Genomic DNA, 16,391 nt, shown 5'->3' with positions numbered 1-16,391 from the left:
CATGGCGGCGCGCAAGGGCGTGCTCGGCGGCACGCCACGCCTCGCCCGGCGCCGCACCGCAAGCCGGCGCCCTGCTGGTGGTGCGGGCGGCGTGGTGCTGCTGGACCGCCGCCATCTCTATATCCTGCCCACGCGCGGCGGCGTCGGCTTTGCGGTGGTGCTGGCCGCGATGCTGATGACCTCGCTGAACTACAACATCAGCCTCGGTTTTGCGCTGACCTTCATGCTCGCCGGCATCGGCATGTCATGCATGTGGCTGGCCTACCGCAACCTGCTCGACCTCGCCGTGGCCGCGGGGCCGGTGGCGGCGGTCCATGCCGGGCAGGACGCCGTGTTCCACCTGCGCGTCGACAGCCGTGGCGGCGATGCGCGCATCGGCATCGAGGCGCGCTTGTCCGCCATGCCGGAAGTCGCCGCCGCAACGCTGACGCTGGATGCCAATGCCAGCGGCATGCTGGTGCTGCACGTGCCGGCGCCACAGCGCGGCCGCCTGGTGCTGCCGCGGGTCACGATTGCCAGCCGCTTTCCGTTCGGCCTGTTCCATGTCTGGAGCCATGCGGACCTGGAATTGTCGACGCTGGTCTACCCCGCGCCGGAAGCCGACGCCCCGCCGCCGCCGCCCGCGCACCGCCCCGACCATGGCGACGACACGCATGCGGCCGCCAGCACAACGCACAGCGAAGACGGCATCGACCAGTTGCGCCGCTACCGCAGCGGCGACCCGCTGCACCGCATCGCCTGGAAGCACAGCGCGCGCACCGGCCGCTGGTTCAGCCGCGCCGGCGATCCGCCGCGGCAGCCGGCGCGCTGGCTGGACTGGCACGCGCTGCCCGCCGGCATGGAGTCCGAGGCGCGGCTGTCGCGGCTGTGCGCGTGGCTCCTCGCCGCCGGCGACGAGGCCGAGATCGGCCTGCGCCTGCCCGGCATCGAACTGCAGCCGGCGCGCGGTGCGAGCCACCGGCGCGCGTGCCTCGAGGCGCTGGCCTTGTGGCCGCAGCGTCCTGGCACAGCGCGCGCCGCGGAACACGCATGAAACCCGCGCCCCGGCCGCTGCGGCATGAAGACCACGGCCTGCTGCTAGGACAGCTGGCGCTGGTGCTGGCGCCGCAGGCGCGCACGCTGCCGGTGGCGGTCAGCCTGCTGCTAGTGCTGTTGCTGGCGTGGCGCTGGCTGCTGTGGCGGCGGCGCGCGCCGCTGCCGTCGCGCTGGATGCTCGGCACCACTGCGATGCTGGTGCTGCTGGTGGCCTGTGCGCTGGTGTGGCAGGACGGTGGCGGCATCGGGCGCGAGCTGGCGGTGGCGCTGCTGGGCGCCTTCGTCATCCTCAAGCTGCTGGAATGCCGCGCGCTGTCAGACGCGACCCTGGTCACGCAGCTGTCCTTCTACCTGCTGCTGACGCTGTACCTGTCCGACCAGCCGTTCTGGCTGGCACTGTACAGCCTGGCGATCGGCGCCTGGGTGCTGCGCAACTGGCTGTTGCTGCATCACCCCGAAGCGCGCAGCCGGCTGGCGATCTGGCCGCTGCTGGGCCGCATGACGCTGCTGGGCCTGCCGTGGGCGCTGGCGCTGTTCGTGCTGTTCCCGCGCCTGGAGCACCCGTTGTGGCAGCTGCCGCAATCGGCGCAGAGCGGCACCACCGGCATCAGCGACACCATGCGCCCGGGCAGCGTGGGGCAACTGATCCGTTCGCCCGAAATCGCCCTGCGTGCGGAAATTGCCGGCCCGCCATTGCCTGCATCCGCGCTCTACTGGCGCGCGCTAGTGCTGTGGGAATACGACGGCACCACCTGGCACCCGTCGCGGCTGCGGCGGCAGCAACTGGCCCCTGCGGCCGGCGCCGGCGGCACGGCGGGTATCGACATCAGCATTACGCTGGAACCCAGCCGGCAACGCTGGCTGTTCGTGCTCGACCGGGGCCAGGCACTGTCCGCCGGCGCGGATGCCGCCATCACGCCCGATGGCGAATTCATGGCGCGCCGGGCGGTGGAGCAACGCATCCGCTATCGCACGCATTCCACGCTGTCGCCGCCGGCAGAAGCGCTGCCGCCCGCCACGCTGCGGCTGGCACTGAGCCTGCCGCCGGGCAACCCGCGCGCCCGCGCACTGGCCGCGCAATGGGCGCAGCACCATGCCGATCCCGCGGCGCGCGTGCAGGCCGCGCTGCGGCTGTTCGCGGCGGCGCCTTTCGCCTATACGCTGACCCCGCCACCGCTGGGAGCCGAACAGATTGACAGCTTTGTGTTCGACACCCGGCGCGGCTTCTGCGAGCACTACGCCAGCAGCTTCGTATTCCTGATGCGCGCTGCCGGCGTGCCGGCGCGCGTGGTCACGGGCTACCAGGGCGGCGAGTACAACCCCATGGCCAATCACTACGTGGTGCGCCAGTCCGATGCGCATGCATGGGCCGAAGTCTGGCTCGACGGCCGCGGCTGGATCCGCGTGGACCCGACCAGCGCGGTCGCGCCCAGCCGCATCGAGCAGGGGCTGGATGCGGTCGTCGGCAACGAAGCCGCCGACTGGCGTCCGTCGCGGCAGCCGGCATGGCTAAAGGACCTGCGCTGGGCCTATGAGGGCATGGTCTACACCTGGCAGCGCTGGGTGCTGCAGTACGACCATGCGCGGCAGCAGCGGCTGCTGCAGGCGCTCGGCACCAGCGCCGGTGCCGGACCGTTGCTGGCGGCCGTGCTTGGCATGCTGTGCCTGCTGGCGCTGGTGCCGCTGTGGCGGCGGCGGGTGCCGGCGGATCCGGTCGGCGCGGCCTATGCGCGCTTCTGCGCCGTGCTCGCCCGCCACGGCTGCATGCGCGCGCCGGCCGAAGGACCGCAGGACTTTGCAGAGCGGGCCAGCAAGCAGTTGCCGCGCGCCGGCGAGGCGATCGCCGCCGTCAGCGCCGCCTATGTCAGCCTGCGCTACGGCAACCTGCCGGCCGAAACACGGGCGCAGGTTCTGACGTCGATGCGGGCGGGCATCCGCGGCATCTCGGCGGCATTGCGTCGATAACGGGCGGCTGCATGTTGGGCGCGCCAATCACGCAGCAGGCGACACGGATCGCTTTCGAGACATCTATCGGCTGATTGCCGGACTGGCCAGAACTGCGCCGGCTGAAGACTACGCCAGGGGAGATTACAGAAACAACTGGGAAGATCAGGGAGAAGCGAAGGCGCCGCGCGCGAAGGGTGGGCGCGGACGGGTCGCAGTGCCGGCGAACGCGGCACCGGCGAAGATCCTGCTCAGAACAGCGACAGCTGGCGCATGCCGAAACCAATGGTCTCTTCCACGCGCGCACGGGCGTGGGCCAGCGAGCCTTCCGCGCCGGAGTAGTTGCCGGCGGCCCAGTGGTAGACCACCGGAAGCTCGCCGCGTTCGGACAGGCGCACTTCGCCAAGCTTGTCGCCGCGCTCGTTGCGGTAGAAATGCGAACGGTAGCCGCGCTCCCAGTGCGGGGCGACCTCTTTCTTGCGCCGCCGGGGCTTCGGCGCGGAGCCGGTGGCTGACGTCGTGGACGTCAGTCGCCGTGCTCTATCGGTACCCGGCATCGGGGCACGGGTGAAATCCAACTGCATAGACTTCCTCTTTGTCGATTCAGCAGAACCAGGGCCGGCGGGGGCTGCCGCCGCATGCTTCGTGCATCGCAGTCGAGATGATACCTGCTGGCGCGCTTTCTGTAAGCAGTTCGTTGCGCTGAATCCCGCCTCTGGTAAGGCTTAGCGGGCCGTATACCTGCACGTATACCCACTCGTAAACGCGTCGGTATACGTGCGGGTATACGGCCCGCGAGGACGTCAAAGCCTTGCTGGTTAACGGCTTGCGGGCACGCAGCGGTGCCCGCGAGCATCAACCCAGATCGAGTGGAATGAAGATGCGCGCATCATCGCGCTGCACCAGCAGCGCCACCTGCTTGCCTGATTTGCCCACCAGCGTCCGCAGCTGATCGACCGATGCGATCGGCGTACCGTTGAGCGACAGGATCACGTCGCCGGGCTGGATGCCCACGCGCGCGGCGGGACCGGTCACGTCCTCGACCACCAGGCCGCCTTCGATACCGCTTTCGCGCTTCTCCGCCGGCGACAGCGGGCGCACCGCCAGACCGAGCCGGCCGTTGGCCTCCTTGCCGCCCGCTTTTTGCGCCACCGCCTGGTCACGCGCGGTGCCGACGGTCACCGACAACGTCATCGGTTGCCCCTTGCGGATGATCTTCAGCGAGCTCTGCGTGCCCGGCTTGATATCGGCCACGTGCTCCGGCAGGTCGCCCGAATGGTCGATCACGTCGTTGTCCAGCTGCACGATGACGTCGCCCGGCTTCAGTCCCGCGCGCGCGGCTGGGCTGTCAGGCTCGACCGAGTTCACCAGCGCGCCGGTCGGCTTGGGCAATCCGAACGACTGCGCCAGCGCCTGGTTGACCTCCTGCACGCTGATGCCGAGGCGCCCGCGCGTGACCTTGCCATGCGCAACCAACTGCTGCTGCACCTTGGTCGCCACGTCGATCGGGATCGCGAACGACAAGCCCTGGTAGCCGCCGGTCTGGCTGTAGATCTGCGAGTTGATGCCCACCACCTCGCCGCGCTGGTTGAACAGCGGACCGCCCGAGTTGCCGGGATTGACCGCCACGTCGGTCTGGATGAACGGCACATAGGTGTCGTCAGGCAGCGAGCGCGACTTCGCGCTGACGATGCCCGCGGTCACGGTGTTCTCGAAGCCGTAAGGCGAGCCGATCGCCAGCACCGGCTCGCCGACGCGCACCTGCGACGGATCGCCCAGGCGCACGGTCGGCAGGTCCTTGGCATCGATGCGGATCACTGCCACGTCGGTCTGCGGATCGGTACCGAGCACCTTGGCCTTGAACTCGCGGCGGTCGGTCAGCTTGACGGTCACTTCCTGCGCGCCATCGACGACGTGCGCATTGGTCAGGATCAGGCCGTCGGGGCTGACGATAAAGCCCGAGCCCTGGCCGCGCACCAGTTGCTGCGGGCCACCCTGCGGCCCCTGGAACTGCGGCCCGAAGCGCTTGAAGAACTGGAACAGCGGATCGTCCGGATCGATGCTGGGCGGCATCTGCACCGCCGTGCGCTGTGCGCGCGCGGTCACGCTGATATTGACCACCGCGGGTCCGTACTGCGCGACGATGCCGGAAAAGTCCATGGGCCTGGCGACGGCAGCCGCTGGCTGGGCCGCTGCCACCACGGGCGTGGGAGCCGCGTAGCCCGGGGTGATGACTTCTCGTTGCAGATAGGCATAGCCGCCGCCGAGCGCGGCCAGGGCCGCGATCCCTACGGCGGTGCGAGCAATGGTCTGGCGCATCATAGGTGTTCCTTTCCTTTTGGCATCTGGCGTCGGCACGATGCGACGCAACACCGTCATGCTAGCGACCAAGACTTAAAACAAACTTAAGGGTCCGTGATCCCCCCTGCCACTTGAATCGCACATGAATGAAAATTTATCTTGCGCACAATCTAATTGCGTCTAATATATGGGCATGGAACGCGACAACGACTCCGCCACTGACTGGCTTTTGCTGGACCACCAACTATGCTTTGCGCTGTATTCGAGCTCGTTGGCGATGACCAAGCTGTACAAGCCACTGCTAAGTGGGCTTGGGCTTACTTATCCGCAGTATCTGGTGATGTTGGTCTTGTGGGAGACGGAAACGTTGTCGGTCTCGGAACTCGGTAACCGCCTGGCGCTGGATTCGGGCACGCTGACACCGTTGCTGAAGCGGCTCGCCGGGTCGGGTCTGGTGACCCGCACGCGGGACGCGGCTGACGAGCGCAGGGTCCTGGTCAGCCTGACTGACGCTGGCCGTGCGCTGCGTCGACGCGCTGAGGGGATTCCTGAACAGATGTTATGTGCCACGCAATGCCCGGTCGAAGAGATCCAGGCGCTGACGCGGCGCTTGCATGCACTGCGGTCGACGCTCGAACAAGCGCGGACCGATTCCAGCTTGCCGGACTAACGGCGGGCATTAACGATGGCGCCCCTGCGGGCAACCAAAACCGGAGCCTTAGATGAAACTCGAGAAAGTCGTATATACCGCCCATGCCACCGCCACTGGCGGCCGCGATGGCCGTGCCACCACCTCCGACGGCCAGCTCGACGCCAAGCTGGCGGTGCCCAAGGAAATGGGTGGTGCCGGCAACGGCCTGAATCCGGAGCAGCTGTTTGCTGCCGGCTATTCGGCCTGCTTCCTGGGTGCGATGCGCTATGTCGCCAGCCAGCAGAAGATCAACGTGCCCGCCGATGCATCGATCCAGGGCGCGGTCGGAATCGGCCCGATCCCGCAGGGCTTCGGCATCCAGGTCGAACTGAAGATTTCCTTGCCCGGCTTCGAGCGTGAAGCCGCCGAGAAGCTGATCGAGCAGGCGCATCAGGTGTGCCCGTACTCGAATGCGACCCGCGGCAATATCGACGTTACGCTGACCCTGGTCTGAAGCGGCAAGCCAAAAAAGAAAAGGCCCCGCATCGCAAGCGCGATGCGGGCCTTTTTTTCCTGATATCAAGCCGTCTGCTGCTCCGGGGTTAGGGGCGGCAGCTGGGCGCAAAATGATCGCTTCTGCGCCGAACTCATGCGTTTGATTTCGATTTCCGCCTTCAACGCTTCGGACTTGGTGGCGAAGCGCAACTGGCCGAGCACGCGAATCGGTTTGCGCGAGCGGGTATATTTGGCGCCTTTGCCGGACTGGTGTTCGGCAAAACGGCGCGCCACGTCCGTGGTGATTCCGGTGTAAATGGAATCGCCGGTGCATTCGAGCAGGTAGAGATACCAGGCGCAGTCAGCAGACATGGGCGGAAACGGTGAACTGCGGGAATGGTATTACGGCGTTACGGCAATAGCGAGCGCAGCGTTTTGGCCGCGCCAAAGCAAAAACCCCTCGCAGCACACGCTGTCGAGGGGTTTTGCACAATAAGAGCCTGGCGATGACCTACTTTCACACGGGAATCCGCACTATCATCGGCGCGGAGCTGTTTCACGGTCCTGTTCGGGATGGGAAGGGGTGGTTCCAGCTCGCTATGGTCACCAGGCATGAGGGGTTGTGGCGCTGTCGGGTGGGACAGCGTCACGAATCGGGATGTAGTTGGGGTTGTGCGTATCTGGCACAGACACGATCACACACACCAGGTGAAACACACTGGTTATAGGATCAAGCCTTACGGGCAATTAGTACTGGTTAGCTTAACGCATTACTGCGCTTCCACACCCAGCCTATCAACGTCCTGGTCTCGAACGACCCTTCAAGGAGGTCAAGCCTCCAGGGAATCCTCATCTTCAGGCGAGTTTCCCGCTTAGATGCTTTCAGCGGTTATCTCTTCCGTACATAGCTACCCTGCGATGCCTCTGGCGAGACAACAGGTACACCAGCGGTACGTCCACTCCGGTCCTCTCGTACTAGGAGCAGCCCCCGTCAAGATTCCAACGCCCACGGCAGATAGGGACCAAACTGTCTCACGACGTTTTAAACCCAGCTCACGTACCTCTTTAAATGGCGAACAGCCATACCCTTGGGACCGGCTACAGCCCCAGGATGAGATGAGCCGACATCGAGGTGCCAAACACCGCCGTCGATATGAACTCTTGGGCGGTATCAGCCTGTTATCCCCAGAGTACCTTTTATCCGTTGAGCGATGGCCCTTCCATTCAGAACCACCGGATCACTATGTCCTGCTTTCGCACCTGCTCGACTTGTCGGTCTCGCAGTTAAGCACGCTTTTGCCATTGCACTTTAGGTACGATGTCCGACCGTACCAAGCGTACCTTCGAACTCCTCCGTTACACTTTGGGAGGAGACCGCCCCAGTCAAACTGCCTACCATGCACTGTCCCCGACCCGGATTCACGGGCCAAGGTTAGAACCTCAAACAAACCAGGGTGGTATTTCAAGGACGGCTCCACGTGAACTGGCGTCCACGCTTCAAAGCCTCCCACCTATCCTACACAGATCGGTTCAAAGTCCAATGCAAAGCTACAGTAAAGGTTCATGGGGTCTTTCCGTCTAGCCGCGGGGAGATTGCATCATCACAAACACTTCAACTTCGCTGAGTCTCGGGAGGAGACAGTGTGGCCATCGTTACGCCATTCGTGCAGGTCGGAACTTACCCGACAAGGAATTTCGCTACCTTAGGACCGTTATAGTTACGGCCGCCGTTTACCGGGACTTCAATCAAGAGCTTGCACCCCATCATTTAATCTTCCGGCACCGGGCAGGCGTCACACCCTATACGTCCACTTTCGTGTTTGCAGAGTGCTGTGTTTTTATTAAACAGTCGCAGCCACCATTTTATTGCAACCCCTTCACCCTTCTGGCGCAGGCCAGTCAAGCTACCAGGGCGTACCTTATCCCGAAGTTACGGTACCAATTTGCCGAGTTCCTTCTCCCGAGTTCTCTCAAGCGCCTTAGAATACTCATCTCGCCCACCTGTGTCGGTTTGCGGTACGGTCTCGTATGACTGAAGCTTAGAGGCTTTTCTTGGAACCACTTCCAATTGCTTCGCAGCACTAGGCCGCTCGCCCCATAGCCTTGAATTACGCGCCCGGATTTGCCTAAGCGCCTTCTCCACTACAGGGACCGGGACTTCCAACACCCGGACAACCTTCCGCGATCCGTCCCCCCATCGCATCATACGACGGTGCAGGAATATTAACCTGCTTCCCATCAGCTACGCATCTCTGCCTCGCCTTAGGGGCCGACTCACCCTACGCCGATGAACGTTGCGTAGGAAACCTTGGGCTTACGGCGAGGGGGCCTTTCACCCCCTTTATCGCTACTCATGTCAGCATTCGCACTTCTGATACCTCCAGCATCCTTTACAAGACACCTTCACAGGCTTACAGAACGCTCTCCTACCACGCACTTGCGTGCGTCCGCAGCTTCGGTATATAGCTTAGCCCCGTTACATCTTCCGCGCAGGACGACTCGATCAGTGAGCTATTACGCTTTCTTTAAAGGGTGGCTGCTTCTAAGCCAACCTCCTGACTGTTTTAGCCTTCCCACTTCGTTTCCCACTTAGCTATATTTGGGGACCTTAGCTGGCGGTCTGGGTTGTTTCCCTCTTGACACCGGACGTTAGCACCCGATGTCTGTCTCCCGTGATTGCACTCTTCGGTATTCGGAGTTTGCTATGGCGGGGTAATCAGCAATAGACCCCCCAACCATGACAGTGCTCTACCCCCGAAGGTGAGACACGAGGCACTACCTAAATAGTTTTCGGAGAGAACCAGCTATTTCCAGATTTGTTTAGCCTTTCACCCCTATCCACAGCTCATCCCCTAACTTTTCAACGTTAGTGGGTTCGGTCCTCCAGTACGTGTTACCGCACCTTCAACCTGGCCATGGATAGATCATCTGGTTTCGGGTCTACACCCAGCGACTCAACGCCCTGTTCGGACTCGCTTTCGCTACGCCTTCCCTAACCGGTTAAGCTTGCCACTGAATGTAAGTCGCTGACCCATTATACAAAAGGTACGCCGTCACCCCCGAAAGGGCTCCGACTGTTTGTATGCATGCGGTTTCAGGATCTATTTCACTCCCCTCCCGGGGTTCTTTTCGCCTTTCCCTCACGGTACTGGTTCACTATCGGTCGATCACGAGTATTTAGCCTTGGAGGATGGTCCCCCCATCTTCAGACAGGATTTCACGTGTCCCGCCCTACTTGTCGTACACCTAGTTCCACAATCGTGTTTTCGCATACAGGGCTATCACCTGCTATGGCCGGGCTTTCCATCCCGTTCTGCTAACACCACTGCTAAAGAGTACAAGGCTCTTCCCATTTCGTTCGCCACTACTTTGGGAATCTCGGTTGATTTCTGTTCCTGCAGCTACTTAGATGTTTCAGTTCGCCGCGTTCGCTTCCCACACCTATGAATTCAGTGTGGGATGACCCATTCGGGCCGGGTTTCCCCATTCGGACATCTCCGGATCAAAGCTCGTTTGCCAGCTCCCCGAAGCTTTTCGCAGGCTACCGCGTCCTTCATCGCCTGTGATCGCCAAGGCATCCACCACATGCACTTGTTCGCTTGACCCTATAACGAGTGTGTCTCGATCGCTCGAAACAGTCGCTACAGGTTGAGTTCTCGCATTTGTGCCGTATTCCAAGTCATCTTTCGATCACTTTAAAATACATTTGGTTGATACAATCACAACCCGGTATCGCGTTTGTACTGCAGCGTCTCATCAACGCTCGCGACACCTTTACTACATCCCATATTGTTAAAGAACAGCCGATCTTGCGATCGCTTGGCAATGCCAAATGCAAACGCTCAAGTCTTAAGCGCTTGCATTTGGCGGCCAACCAAAGTTACCAGGTAGTGGTGGAGGATGACGGGATCGAACCGACGACCCCCTGCTTGCAAAGCAGGTGCTCTCCCAGCTGAGCTAATCCCCCCTCGGATAACTTGGTGGGTCTGGTAGGACTTGAACCTACGACCCCCGCCTTATCAAGACGGTGCTCTAACCACCTGAGCTACAGACCCTTGGCTGTAACAGCAAACAAACCGATAAGTGTGAACGCTAGGCTTGAGACACAAGCCTCTGGAAAGGAGGTGATCCAGCCGCACCTTCCGATACGGCTACCTTGTTACGACTTCACCCCAGTCATGAACCCTGCCGTGGTAATCGCCCTCCTTGCGGTTAGGCTAACTACTTCTGGCAAAACCCACTCCCATGGTGTGACGGGCGGTGTGTACAAGACCCGGGAACGTATTCACCGCGGCATGCTGATCCGCGATTACTAGCGATTCCAGCTTCACGTAGTCGAGTTGCAGACTACGATCCGGACTACGATGCGTTTTCTGGGATTAGCTCCCCCTCGCGGGTTGGCAACCCTCTGTACGCACCATTGTATGACGTGTGAAGCCCTACCCATAAGGGCCATGAGGACTTGACGTCATCCCCACCTTCCTCCGGTTTGTCACCGGCAGTCTCTCTAGAGTGCCCTTTCGTAGCAACTAGAGACAAGGGTTGCGCTCGTTGCGGGACTTAACCCAACATCTCACGACACGAGCTGACGACAGCCATGCAGCACCTGTGTCCACTTTCCCTTTCGGGCACCTAATGCATCTCTGCTTCGTTAGTGGCATGTCAAGGGTAGGTAAGGTTTTTCGCGTTGCATCGAATTAATCCACATCATCCACCGCTTGTGCGGGTCCCCGTCAATTCCTTTGAGTTTTAATCTTGCGACCGTACTCCCCAGGCGGTCAACTTCACGCGTTAGCTACGTTACTGAAGAAATGAATCCCCAACAACTAGTTGACATCGTTTAGGGCGTGGACTACCAGGGTATCTAATCCTGTTTGCTCCCCACGCTTTCGTGCATGAGCGTCAGTGACGTCCCAGGGGGCTGCCTTCGCCATCGGTATTCCTCCACATCTCTACGCATTTCACTGCTACACGTGGAATTCTACCCCCCTCTGACATACTCTAGCCTGACAGTCACAAGCGCCATTCCCAAGTTGAGCTCGGGGATTTCACGCCTGTCTTATCAAACCGCCTGCGCACGCTTTACGCCCAGTAATTCCGATTAACGCTCGCACCCTACGTATTACCGCGGCTGCTGGCACGTAGTTAGCCGGTGCTTATTCTTCCGGTACCGTCATCGACCCAGGGTATTAGCCCAGGCCATTTCTTTCCGGACAAAAGTGCTTTACAACCCGAAGGCCTTCTTCACACACGCGGCATTGCTGGATCAGGGTTGCCCCCATTGTCCAAAATTCCCCACTGCTGCCTCCCGTAGGAGTCTGGGCCGTGTCTCAGTCCCAGTGTGGCTGATCGTCCTCTCAGACCAGCTACTGATCGTCGCCTTGGTAGGCCTTTACCCCACCAACTAGCTAATCAGACATCGGCCGCTCCTATCGCGCGAGGCCTTGCGGTCCCCCGCTTTCACCCTCAGGTCGTATGCGGTATTAGCTAATCTTTCGACTAGTTATCCCCCACGACAGGGCACGTTCCGATGTATTACTCACCCGTTCGCCACTCGCCGCCAGGCCGAAGCCCGCGCTGCCGTTCGACTTGCATGTGTAAGGCATGCCGCCAGCGTTCAATCTGAGCCAGGATCAAACTCTTCAGTTCAATCTCTGTATGGGTCCGAAGACCCTCGCTCTTTCGAGCGGTCGCTCACTCTCAGAAAACTGACTGACCAGATCCGAAGATCCAGTCACGTTTTGCTGTGCGAGCACTGTATAACTTGAAGCAGCACTGTCCGGAGACAGCGGCGTCCGCTACCCAGCGCCCACACTTATCGGTTGTTTGTTTGTTAAAGAACTTCGCCGCCCGGCTTTGCCGTTCAGCGCGCTGCGTTGTCTGCAGCAGAGAAACGAGATTATGCAGAGCTTTCTTCGTTTCGTCAACCGTTTGCAGCAATCTTTTTTGCTGCCGTCAGCGCTGCAAACCTTGCTGCGCCAACCTTCCGGCCAACCCCGCAACCCTTGCTGCGCCTGCCTTGCAGGGGCCGCGTTGTGTTGCGAGGGGGCGAATAGTAAGCGAGCGCGGCGGGGTTGGCAAGGGGTTTCTTGGAAATGCCTGACCTCGGCACCAATGGGCCTCTTTCGACGCCCCGATCTGACGCGCCAGCTACTTATAGAATGACCGTTCCGGCCCGCGGGGCCGCTCTTTGATGAGATGGGGACGTTCGATGACTATCCAAGCGACATGGAAGCCAAGCCAGGGCAACAGCATCTGCCAGCTGACCAACGGCACCGCCGAGTGGCAAGCCGATCTCGACGCTTCCGCCGGCGGCGACACCCGCTACCCGAACCCGCATGACCTGCTGGACTCGGCGCTGGCTGCCTGCACCACCCTGACCTTGCAGTTGTATGCGAAACGCAAGGGCTACGCGGTCACTGACGTCCATGTTTCGGTCGGTCATGAGGAAGCCAACGGCACCTATACGATGCAGCGCGAGGTCAAGGTCAGCGGCGACTTGTCGCCCCAGATCCTGGAAGACCTGCTGCGGGTCGCCAATCGTTGCCCGGTGCACAAGACCTTGTCCGGGCAGTTCTCGATCCAGACCTCCATGGCATGACGTGGCACACCCCGTTCACCGGATGGGGTTGCCACAGCAAATGAGAATCGTTAGCATTTGATTCCTCGGGTTTTGACACCACCTGAGTCAGCAAATGGGTTAGCCGGGCGCGTGAATCGTGCCCGGCTTTTTTCTTTTGGGTGGGCGGGGCTGTCACGGTCCTGACAGCCAGCCGCCCTACGCTACGCTGCGATCCGTCCCGCTCGACGCAACACCCATGTGCTGTGTTGGCTGGCCCACCAAATTGCGTCCGGGAAGGCGTCAAAACGGCGGTGCCGACACACTCTGCGCCGCACCGCCGGCTTACCATGGCGAAAAGCAAAAACAATAAAAACGCTTAAATAACGAAGCGAGCGGGGGGATGCCTTGACCAATTTCATTGAAGCCTATTGCGCGCAGATACGGCTGGCGGGCGCCGGCAGCGTGATCGCAAAGCCCGTCGTGGTGGCGCGGGACAGCACCTACGCCATGCATTACGTGCCGTGCGAATACCTGAATCCGCAGGCGGCGCTGGTGCTGGTCAGCACCACGCCGGGCCATGCGCACGTGCGGCTGGCTGCCGCGGTGACCGAGGAACTGCTCCACAACCGTGCGCCCGGCCGAGTGGTCCAGCGCGAGAACAAGCGGCGCGTCGAACTGGGTGGCAAGCTGGTGCGGCCCAACCTGATCCGCATGCTCGACCACTTCCGCGTGCCCGAACTAGTCGGGCTGCCGCATGCCGCCGCCTTGTGGAACGATGGCTTCGAGCGCCTGCAGCCGCTCGCCCTGTTGCCGCATGCGACCACACGGCGCGGACTGGCATTCGACGGCCCGCTGGAAGAACTGCTCGACGCGCCGATGCTGCGCGACGTCTTCGAGACGCAGTTCCTCGGCGCCGTACGGCAGATGCGCACGGACGCGCTATACATCGCATTGGGCCGCACCGCCTGGGCCGCGCTCCAGCACGCGGTCACGCGCCGGTTGCTGGCGCGGCGCCAGCTGCTGGGGATGATGCCGGTGCCGGCGCGCGCGGGCAGCATGGTGCGTTACTTCCTGCGCGAGATCGCCGCCAGCGCGCTGTCGGCCAAGGACCCAGTGCGGCATCGCGTGGACTGGCTCGATGCGGCCCACGCGGAACTGGAAACGAACGTCCGCAGACTGCGCGCCTCCGTCCGGCCGGATCCGCCTCCCACCTACCTGATCGCGTAAGCGGTCGCTCGCATTCATATTTGCGATCCATAGACCCCACGGAAGTGGGGTCTTGAGGCGCCGGTTTGCGTCGATAACGTCTCCTGAGGAATTTGACACTCCTCGCATTCCCGATTTGCGGCCCCTCCGTGGGCCGCGATTTTTTTTGCTTGGCCAGATCGGCCAGCGCGCGCAGCGCTCGGGCACACGGTTTGCATTCGGTCCCACGTCTCGTATTCCGCTGCTCCGCCATGACGACCCCCCATGCGTTGCCCCTTGCCTTGTGTGCCACCCTGCTGCTTGCCCCCCTTGCAGCGCCGGCGCAAAGCAGCAAGCCCGGGCTCGTCCTTTCCGACCGCAAGCCGGGCGGCGCGCTGCCGAATGACTGGAAAAATTTACCGGTCGCCGAAGGCAAGGCCCGGACCGAGTACCAGCTGGTGACCGAGGGCGGCACCACGGTCCTGCGGGCGCAAGCCAATGACTCGGCGTCCGCGCTGATGCATGCGGGCAACGTGGACCTGTCGCGGACGCCCGTGGTGGCCTGGCGCTGGAAGGCAGACGGCGCGATACCCGGCGCCGACAACCGACACGGTGCGCGTGAAGACGCGCCGGCGCGGCTGGTGTTCTTCTTCGACGGCGACACCAGCAAGCTCTCGCTGGGCGACCGCGCCGCGATGCAGCTGGCGAAAACCGTGGCGGGCGAGGAATTGCCCTATGCCACGCTGATGTATGTCTGGTCGACCAGCGCCGCGCCCGGCAGCGTCATCCCCAATCCGCATACCGGCCGCGTGCAGATGATCGTGGTATCCGGCGCCGACGATGCCGGCAAATGGCAGAACCTGCGGCGCAATCTGGCGCGGGACTATGAGCGCGTGTTCTACGAGCCGCCCGGACCGCTCAAGGCCTACGGCATCATGACGGACACGGACAATACCCACGCCGCCAGCCGCGCCTGGTATGGCGATATCCGCTTCCTGCCGGGCACCGCGGCGAAGGACTAGACCGGGACGGGATGCTGTCCGAGGCTCCATCGCAGCGCAGCCGCGACCTCGGCCATCAGTGCGACATCGTCCTTCACGGCGGGTCCGGCGGACAGCAACGCCTCGCGCACGCTGACCACCTTGTTCGCGTCATACCGTCGTTCGCTGCCGATGGCCGCCTCGAAGGCATTGGCGCGGGCATTGATCTGCTCAGGGTCAGCGCTGACCAGCAGCACCGCGTGGGCGAGCACCAGGTGGCGCTGGCCGTCGGCCGCCTGCATGGCCGCTGGCGCGCGCCGCCAGTACTGGGCCGTGCCGGCGATCTTGCGGGCGGCGTCGGGCGGGCCCCAGGTGAGGTTGTAGCGGCCGTCGCAAAAAGAGCCAGCCACAGCCTGCCAGTGGGTCTCGATGCCGAGCGTTCGCAGCGCGCCGCCGATCACCGCGCACAGGTGCAGGTAGACCGCGTCGCTGAGCGCGCCCGGCGGCTGCTCGACAGGGTAAGCCAGGCTCAGGTTGAGGATGCCGGGCCCCTGCGGAACCAGGCCGCCGCCGGACATGCGCAGGAACACGGGGCAACCCTGCTGCGCGAAATCGGCGCGCGCAGCTTCCAGTGCCGCGTGGCGCAGGTAGGTGCGCGGCACCACCAGCGACTGCGGCGCCTCCCACAACTGCGCCACGTGCCGGCCCTGCGCCGCGAGTTCGAGCAGCGCCAGTTCTTCCTGCAGCGGGTCGCTGCCCGCGTGGGCCGGGGCGACGGGATCGAGAAGTTCAAACTCAGACGGCATCGGTTTGGGAACTGCCCGGGAATGGCAATGCGCCGAGTCTAGCAACCCTAGGCATTGAGCGCATCGAAGTACGCCAGCGCCTTGGCCGCGTACATCGCGCCGGGGCCGCCTCCCATTTCGATATTGACGGCCAGCACTTCGGCCAGTTGCTCGCGGCTCGCGCGATGGCGCAGGGCCTGGCTGGTGTGGAACAGCACGCAGTCGTCGCAGCCTTTCTGCACGGCCAGCGCAACCGCCACCAGTTCCTTGATTTCGGCAGGCAGGCTGCCCTGTTGCGTGGCGGCCTTCATCACGCCCTGGAAGGCACTCATGGTGCCGGGCTGGGCCTGTCCGAGCGCGCCGAATTGCTTGTTGATCTGCGCCAGGCGGGTCTTCAGGTCTGTGGTCATGGGTAAGTTTCCGTTAGGGGATCGGCCAGGCTGGTATCAGGCGCGCGGACGGCCCAAGCTGGC

At 62.7% G+C, this 16,391-nt stretch carries 12 protein-coding genes, 2 tRNA genes and 3 rRNA genes; 7 read left to right on the top strand and 10 right to left on the bottom strand.

Annotation, left to right across the window (positions count from 1 at the left end; genetic code table 11):
• Position 1 precedes the first annotated feature (1 nt).
• On the top strand, positions 2–1,033 hold the full coding sequence (locus ACEI37_RS06760) for a DUF58 domain-containing protein (protein WP_373375995.1): 1,032 nt from the start codon (positions 2–4) through the stop codon (positions 1,031–1,033).
• A complete protein-coding gene (locus ACEI37_RS06755) occupies positions 1,030–3,000 on the top strand; it encodes a DUF3488 and DUF4129 domain-containing transglutaminase family protein (RefSeq protein ID WP_373375994.1) in 1,971 nt (656 codons plus the stop codon). Before ACEI37_RS06760 ends, ACEI37_RS06755 begins: the two co-directional genes overlap by 4 nt.
• 230 nt (positions 3,001–3,230) lie before the next feature.
• Here the strand turns inward: ACEI37_RS06755 and ACEI37_RS06750 are convergent, their stop codons facing one another.
• Positions 3,231–3,563, bottom strand: a complete 333-nt coding sequence (locus tag ACEI37_RS06750) for a hypothetical protein (RefSeq protein WP_018004792.1) — start codon at positions 3,561–3,563, stop codon at positions 3,231–3,233.
• A gap of 271 nt (positions 3,564–3,834) precedes the next feature.
• Positions 3,835–5,301 (bottom strand): DegQ family serine endoprotease, encoded by a 1,467-nt coding sequence (locus ACEI37_RS06745; protein WP_373375993.1) that lies wholly within the window; start codon positions 5,299–5,301, stop codon positions 3,835–3,837.
• 172 nt (positions 5,302–5,473) lie between these two features.
• On the opposite strand from ACEI37_RS06745, the gene ACEI37_RS06740 reads away from it, so the two are divergent.
• Both ACEI37_RS06740 and ACEI37_RS06735 read left to right on the top strand, forming a co-directional pair.
• Positions 5,474–5,950, top strand: coding sequence for a MarR family winged helix-turn-helix transcriptional regulator (locus ACEI37_RS06740; RefSeq protein ID WP_373375992.1), 477 nt, complete (start codon positions 5,474–5,476; stop codon positions 5,948–5,950).
• Between the two features lie 52 nt (positions 5,951–6,002).
• Positions 6,003–6,425: an organic hydroperoxide resistance protein gene (locus ACEI37_RS06735; protein WP_012355022.1), complete on the top strand. Its 423-nt coding sequence runs from the start codon at positions 6,003–6,005 to the stop codon at positions 6,423–6,425.
• Between the two features lie 65 nt (positions 6,426–6,490).
• Here the strand turns inward: ACEI37_RS06735 and ACEI37_RS06730 are convergent, their stop codons facing one another.
• The 6 genes from ACEI37_RS06730 to ACEI37_RS06705 form a co-directional block, all read right to left on the bottom strand.
• Positions 6,491–6,778 (bottom strand): GIY-YIG nuclease family protein, encoded by a 288-nt coding sequence (locus ACEI37_RS06730; protein ID WP_373375991.1) that lies wholly within the window; start codon positions 6,776–6,778, stop codon positions 6,491–6,493.
• A gap of 126 nt (positions 6,779–6,904) precedes the next feature.
• Positions 6,905–7,017, bottom strand: a 5S ribosomal RNA gene (gene rrf / locus ACEI37_RS06725).
• A gap of 115 nt (positions 7,018–7,132) precedes the next feature.
• Positions 7,133–10,011: ribosomal RNA gene (locus tag ACEI37_RS06720) — 23S ribosomal RNA — on the bottom strand.
• 286 nt (positions 10,012–10,297) lie between these two features.
• Positions 10,298–10,373: transfer RNA gene (locus ACEI37_RS06715), tRNA-Ala, on the bottom strand.
• An 11-nt stretch (positions 10,374–10,384) separates the two neighbouring features.
• Positions 10,385–10,461, bottom strand: a tRNA-Ile gene (locus tag ACEI37_RS06710).
• A 62-nt stretch (positions 10,462–10,523) separates the two neighbouring features.
• Positions 10,524–12,055, bottom strand: a 16S ribosomal RNA gene (locus tag ACEI37_RS06705).
• Together the 16S, 23S and 5S rRNA genes with 2 tRNA genes alongside form the textbook arrangement of a ribosomal RNA operon.
• A 562-nt stretch (positions 12,056–12,617) precedes the next feature.
• On the opposite strand from ACEI37_RS06705, the gene ACEI37_RS06700 reads away from it, so the two are divergent.
• From ACEI37_RS06700 to ACEI37_RS06690, 3 genes are all read left to right on the top strand, one after another.
• The gene (locus ACEI37_RS06700) at positions 12,618–13,007 is read left to right on the top strand and encodes an OsmC family protein (RefSeq protein ID WP_092314663.1); all 390 of its coding nucleotides are present in this window, start codon (positions 12,618–12,620) and stop codon (positions 13,005–13,007) included.
• 366 nt (positions 13,008–13,373) lie between these two features.
• Complete coding sequence (locus tag ACEI37_RS06695) at positions 13,374–14,195, top strand: hypothetical protein (protein ID WP_373375990.1); 822 nt, start codon at positions 13,374–13,376, stop codon at positions 14,193–14,195.
• 230 nt (positions 14,196–14,425) lie between these two features.
• Positions 14,426–15,175, top strand: a complete 750-nt coding sequence (locus ACEI37_RS06690; RefSeq protein WP_373375989.1) for a DUF3047 domain-containing protein — start codon at positions 14,426–14,428, stop codon at positions 15,173–15,175.
• Here the strand turns inward: ACEI37_RS06690 and ACEI37_RS06685 are convergent.
• Positions 15,172–15,939: a lipoate--protein ligase family protein gene (locus ACEI37_RS06685; RefSeq protein WP_373375988.1), complete on the bottom strand. Its 768-nt coding sequence runs from the start codon at positions 15,937–15,939 to the stop codon at positions 15,172–15,174. The two genes, ACEI37_RS06690 and ACEI37_RS06685, sit on opposite strands and share 4 nt — an antisense overlap.
• Positions 15,940–15,986: 47 nt before the next feature.
• Positions 15,987–16,328 (bottom strand): carboxymuconolactone decarboxylase family protein, encoded by a 342-nt coding sequence (locus ACEI37_RS06680; protein WP_373375987.1) that lies wholly within the window; start codon positions 16,326–16,328, stop codon positions 15,987–15,989.
• Between the last annotated feature and the right edge of the window lie 63 nt (positions 16,329–16,391).

It is taken from the genome of Cupriavidus nantongensis (genome assembly GCF_041726985.1).
GTDB lineage: Bacteria > Pseudomonadota > Gammaproteobacteria > Burkholderiales > Burkholderiaceae > Cupriavidus > Cupriavidus nantongensis_A.
This window is presented reverse-complemented; position numbering and strand designations above follow the sequence as displayed.

Excerpts from the sequence above, each read along its gene's own strand:
- ACEI37_RS06760 (WP_373375995.1), top strand. The coding sequence starts at position 2 with ATGGCGGCGCGCAAGGGCGTGCTCGGCGGCACGCCACGCCTCGCCCGG.
- ACEI37_RS06755 (WP_373375994.1), top strand. The coding sequence starts at position 1,030 with ATGAAACCCGCGCCCCGGCCGCTGCGGCATGAAGACCACGGCCTGCTG.
- ACEI37_RS06750 (WP_018004792.1), bottom strand. The coding sequence starts at position 3,563 with ATGCAGTTGGATTTCACCCGTGCCCCGATGCCGGGTACCGATAGAGCA.
- ACEI37_RS06745 (WP_373375993.1), bottom strand. The coding sequence starts at position 5,301 with ATGATGCGCCAGACCATTGCTCGCACCGCCGTAGGGATCGCGGCCCTG.
- ACEI37_RS06740 (WP_373375992.1), top strand. The coding sequence starts at position 5,474 with ATGGAACGCGACAACGACTCCGCCACTGACTGGCTTTTGCTGGACCAC.
- ACEI37_RS06735 (WP_012355022.1), top strand. The coding sequence starts at position 6,003 with ATGAAACTCGAGAAAGTCGTATATACCGCCCATGCCACCGCCACTGGC.
- ACEI37_RS06730 (WP_373375991.1), bottom strand. The coding sequence starts at position 6,778 with ATGTCTGCTGACTGCGCCTGGTATCTCTACCTGCTCGAATGCACCGGC.
- ACEI37_RS06700 (WP_092314663.1), top strand. The coding sequence starts at position 12,618 with ATGACTATCCAAGCGACATGGAAGCCAAGCCAGGGCAACAGCATCTGC.
- ACEI37_RS06690 (WP_373375989.1), top strand. The coding sequence starts at position 14,426 with ATGACGACCCCCCATGCGTTGCCCCTTGCCTTGTGTGCCACCCTGCTG.
- ACEI37_RS06685 (WP_373375988.1), bottom strand. The coding sequence starts at position 15,939 with ATGCCGTCTGAGTTTGAACTTCTCGATCCCGTCGCCCCGGCCCACGCG.
- ACEI37_RS06680 (WP_373375987.1), bottom strand. The coding sequence starts at position 16,328 with ATGACCACAGACCTGAAGACCCGCCTGGCGCAGATCAACAAGCAATTC.